The organism is Pontibacterium sp. (assembly GCF_041587635.1).
Taxonomy (GTDB): domain Bacteria; phylum Pseudomonadota; class Gammaproteobacteria; order Pseudomonadales; family Balneatricaceae; genus Pontibacterium.
The window spans coordinates 1-3,787 of record NZ_JBFGYC010000406.1 but is presented as its reverse complement, the minus strand read 5'-3'; the positions used below and the strand labels follow the sequence as shown (position 1 = coordinate 3,787).

At 52.7% G+C, this 3,787-nt stretch carries 5 protein-coding genes; all 5 read right to left on the bottom strand.

Translation table 11 applies throughout. From position 1 onward, the window contains the following. Nucleotides 1-139: 139 nt before the first annotated feature. Nucleotides 140-931, bottom strand: a complete 792-nt coding sequence (locus ABYW01_RS16445; RefSeq protein ID WP_372834769.1) for a thiazole synthase — start codon at nucleotides 929-931, stop codon at nucleotides 140-142. Nucleotides 932-999: 68 nt separating this feature from the next. After that, nucleotides 1,000-1,200: a sulfur carrier protein ThiS gene (gene thiS, locus ABYW01_RS16440; protein ID WP_193951273.1), complete on the bottom strand. Its 201-nt coding sequence runs from the start codon at nucleotides 1,198-1,200 to the stop codon at nucleotides 1,000-1,002. After that, nucleotides 1,190-1,585, bottom strand: a complete 396-nt coding sequence (locus ABYW01_RS16435; RefSeq protein WP_372834766.1) for a DUF423 domain-containing protein — start codon at nucleotides 1,583-1,585, stop codon at nucleotides 1,190-1,192. The genes thiS and ABYW01_RS16435 overlap by 11 nt, the downstream gene beginning before the upstream one ends. Before the next feature lie 160 nt (nucleotides 1,586-1,745). After that, entirely contained in the window at nucleotides 1,746-2,600 is an 855-nt protein-coding gene (gene rpoH / locus ABYW01_RS16430) for an RNA polymerase sigma factor RpoH (RefSeq protein WP_372834765.1), read from the bottom strand. Between the two features lie 255 nt (nucleotides 2,601-2,855). Beyond that, a partial coding sequence (ftsX, locus tag ABYW01_RS16425) for a permease-like cell division protein FtsX (protein WP_372834762.1) occupies nucleotides 2,856-3,787 on the bottom strand: 932 nt, incomplete at its 5' end.

Sequence of the window (3,787 nt, the reverse complement as noted above, 5' to 3'; positions counted from 1 at the left end):
TATTTCTTTTCTTCGCCCGCTTCAGATTCGGGTGTGGTGCTGTTCTGTTCTTCGGTCATGGGGATCTGTCTAATACTGTCTTACAAATAATAAGGCCCGATACAGATGCATCGGGCCTGAGGATATTGCCCGAGGGGTGTTACTTGATCAGGCCGTCCATTGGGGACGATGCGCTGGCATACTTCTTACGCGGCATACGACCGGCCAGAAAGGCTTCACGGCCCGCTTTGATCGCTTTGCACATGGCAGATGCCATCAGCACAGGATCGTTAGCCGCAGCAATCGCGGTGTTCATCAGTACACCTTCACAGCCCATTTCCATCGCGATAGCCGCGTCAGAAGCGGTACCAACACCGGCATCAACCAGTACCGGAACCTGAGCGGTTTCCATGATGATTTTGATGTTATGCGGGTTCAGGATACCCAGACCGGAACCGATCAGGGAGCCCAGTGGCATAACGGCCACACAGCCCATCTCTTCAAGCTGCTTGGCAACGATTGGATCGTCGTTGCAGTACACCATCACTTTGAAGCCATCTTTGACCAGTGTTTCAGTCGCTTTGATGGTTTCAACCATATTCGGGTACAGCGTCTTCTGATCGCCTAATACTTCCAGCTTAACCAGATCATGACCGTCCATCAGTTCACGTGCCAGACGACAGGTACGTACCGCATCATCAGCCGTATAGCAGCCTGCGGTATTTGGCAGGATGGTGTATTTATCCGGGGTGATAACGTCCAGCAGGTTAGGCTCATCCGGGTTCTGACCGATGTTCGTGCGGCGCACCGCAACCGTCACAATCTCAGCGCCACTGGCTTCAATCGCTTCGCGGGTCTCATCCAGATCTTTATATTTGCCGGTACCTACCAGCAGACGGGAGTTGTAGCTCTTGCCGGCAATTACTAATGCGTCTTTCGCTTGCTCTGACATCTTAATGTTCCCAGGTTTATCGTTATCGTATGGCTGTTGTCGCGTGCGTATAAATGAGGCTGAACCGATCAACCACCACCAATCGCATTTACAATTTCTACAGTGTCATTCTGCGCCAGCATCGTAGAAGGATGCTCGCTACGCGGGATGATCTCCATATTGAGCTCGATGGCGATGCGTTTGCCGGTCAGACCCAGCTGCTCGACCAGATCGATCAGTGATGCACCGTCGCGTACATCCAGAGATTCACCGTTGAGATTAATCTGCATTGTTCGGATTCCTGCTCAGTTGTAGTGCTGAATATGCCAGTGCAGCCCAGCCGGTCAGGAACGCCAGACCGCCAACAGGGGTCACCGCACCCAGCCAATGCGTGCCGGTTAAGGCCAGCAAATAAAGACTGCCGGAGAACAGAATCATACCCAGCGTGAAGCTCCAGCCTGCAATCCGCAGAGCCCGCCCGTTCTGATGCAACACCAGTACCGCCACCAGCAACAATGCCAATGTATGGTAGAACTGGTACTGCACGCCGGTCTGGAACACATCCATCAGGTACGGTGCCAACCGGCCTTTCAGACCGTGAGCACCAAAGGCTCCCAGTGCAACGGCGATAAATCCGCTACAGGCGGCAATAAACAGAAAGATGGATGCAGGCATGTTCTGTCTCTGATACTCGTGATGCGGGATTATAGCGCAAAGCGTTGGGGGTCGTCTTGATTTGAAATCACGCGGGATAGCGGACAAAACGTAACGGGCAGATACAAAAAGAGCCGCGTGTTAGCGACTCTTCGATGATCCGTTGGGCAACTGCGCCGCTTTACGCCTCCAGAGAGGTTCGGATCTTCTTCATAGCGTTCTTTTCAAGCTGACGAATACGTTCAGCAGAGACCTGATATTTCGCGGCCAGCTCATGCAAGGTTGCTTTCTCTTCGTGCAACCAGCGCTGAATCAGGATGTCCTGACTACGGTCATCCAGCTGTTTCATTGCCGCCATCAGACGCTGTTCAGAGTCCGCTTTCCAGTTGGCATCTTCAACCTGAGACGCAGGGTCTGCGCTCAAGTCTTCGAGATAGTTAGCCGGTGCGTAGGCAGGTGTTTCATCATCATCGGCAACCGGCGCATCAAACGCCGAGTCACGCGCCGCCAGACGTCCTTCCATCTCACGCACAGCTTTAGCTTCAACGCCCAGATCAGAAGCCACAGCATCGACTTCGTCATTGGTCATCCAGGTCAGGCCTTTCTTCATGGAACGCAGGTTAAAGAACAGCTTACGCTGTGCTTTAGTGGTCGCCACTTTTACGATACGCCAGTTTCGCAGGATAAACTCGTGCATTTCAGCTTTGATCCAATGCACGGCGAATGACACCAGACGCACACCCATGGTCGGATCAAAACGGCGTACCGCTTTCATCAGGCCCACGTTACCTTCCTGAATCAGATCGCCCAGTGGCAAACCATAACCGGAATAAGATCTCGCCACATGCACAACAAATCGCAGATGGGACATAACCAGCTGACGGGCTGCTTCCACATCTTCTTCGTAAAACAGACGATCCGCCAGTTTACGTTCCTCTTCTACGCTCAGCACAGCGATCGAGCTGACCGACTGCACATATGCATCCAGATTCTGACCCGGAGAGAGGTTTGTGATGACTTGTAAGCTTTTGCTCAACTTATTTTGACCTCATAGCATATGACGAAAATAAACTCGCCAATATGACCCGCCTAGCAGGATTTAGTTCCAACACGGGCAAATGCGCCCGAAAAGAACAGTGTAAATTAGCGGGGATGCATACAGATTACAAGGCACTGAAGGCGCAGATTCGCCTCATATGAAGATAAATCAAGCAAATCTGCGTTCGGCAAATGCAACAATGGCCGAATGATGGCAAAAACAGGGGGTAAACCGCATACCAGAGGGCTTTAGTTACCGCGGTTCAACCTCGCGTAAATGTCGGCCCACAGCCAGCCACGACCCGGCCAGCCCCAGCAATGTACTCACCAGAATCAGCAGGATAGATCCCTGCCAACCCAGCCCACTGATCTCGAACTGGCTCTCGTACAGCTCAGCAAGGCGCTCAACCGGCGGTTCCAATAGCAGCAGACTCACCTGAATTAACACCCAGGCAATCACGCCACCCAGCAGACCAAACCATGCGCCGGTGTAGAGAAACGGACGCCTCACCCAGGCATTGGTAGCACCCACCAGCTTGGCGACGACAATTTCATCGCGACGATTTTCGATCAGCAAACGAATGGTATTACCCACCACCATCAACACCGCAAAGGCCAGCAACGTACCAAACACCAGAACACCGCGTTCAGATACAGCGACAAAGGCTGACAGGCGCTGCACCCATTCCATATCCAGCACCGCTTCATCAACTTCCGGCATTGCTGCCAGCTTCTCACGTAAGATCGGTAACGCCGTGGCGCTTTTGTCTAACGGTAAGACAACAATCACGGTAGGGAGTGGGTTATCCGATAGATACTGTAAGACATCTTCCAGACCCGTACTCTGGCGGAACTCCAGCAATCCCTGATCACGGCTGATCAGTTCAACCGCTGCCAGATCATTGCGCAATAACAATTCACGGCTCAATTGTTCTGCTTTGTCATTTTGCACTTCGGTATGCAGGTACAACGATATACGCGGTTCTGCGCCCCAGTTCGCACTCAATTCCTGCAAGTTCTTCAGACCCGCGAGTAACGCACCCGGCAACGCCAGTGCAATCGCCAGTACGGCCAGTGTCATAAACGTAGAGAGAGGGGATGCCCAGAGACGGTGATAGGCCTTCGCGGCAACATCCACGTGATTGCGGGTCCAGTTGCGGCGCTGGTCCGAAAATCTAATCTTGT

What these genes read in the sequence shown, in the direction of transcription:
- ABYW01_RS16435 (WP_372834766.1), bottom strand. Translation starts at nt 1,585, where the DNA reads ATGCCTGCATCCATCTTTCTGTTTATTGCCGCCTGTAGCGGATTTATC.
- thiS (WP_193951273.1), bottom strand. Translation starts at nt 1,200, where the DNA reads ATGCAGATTAATCTCAACGGTGAATCTCTGGATGTACGCGACGGTGCA.
- ABYW01_RS16445 (WP_372834769.1), bottom strand. Translation starts at nt 931, where the DNA reads ATGTCAGAGCAAGCGAAAGACGCATTAGTAATTGCCGGCAAGAGCTAC.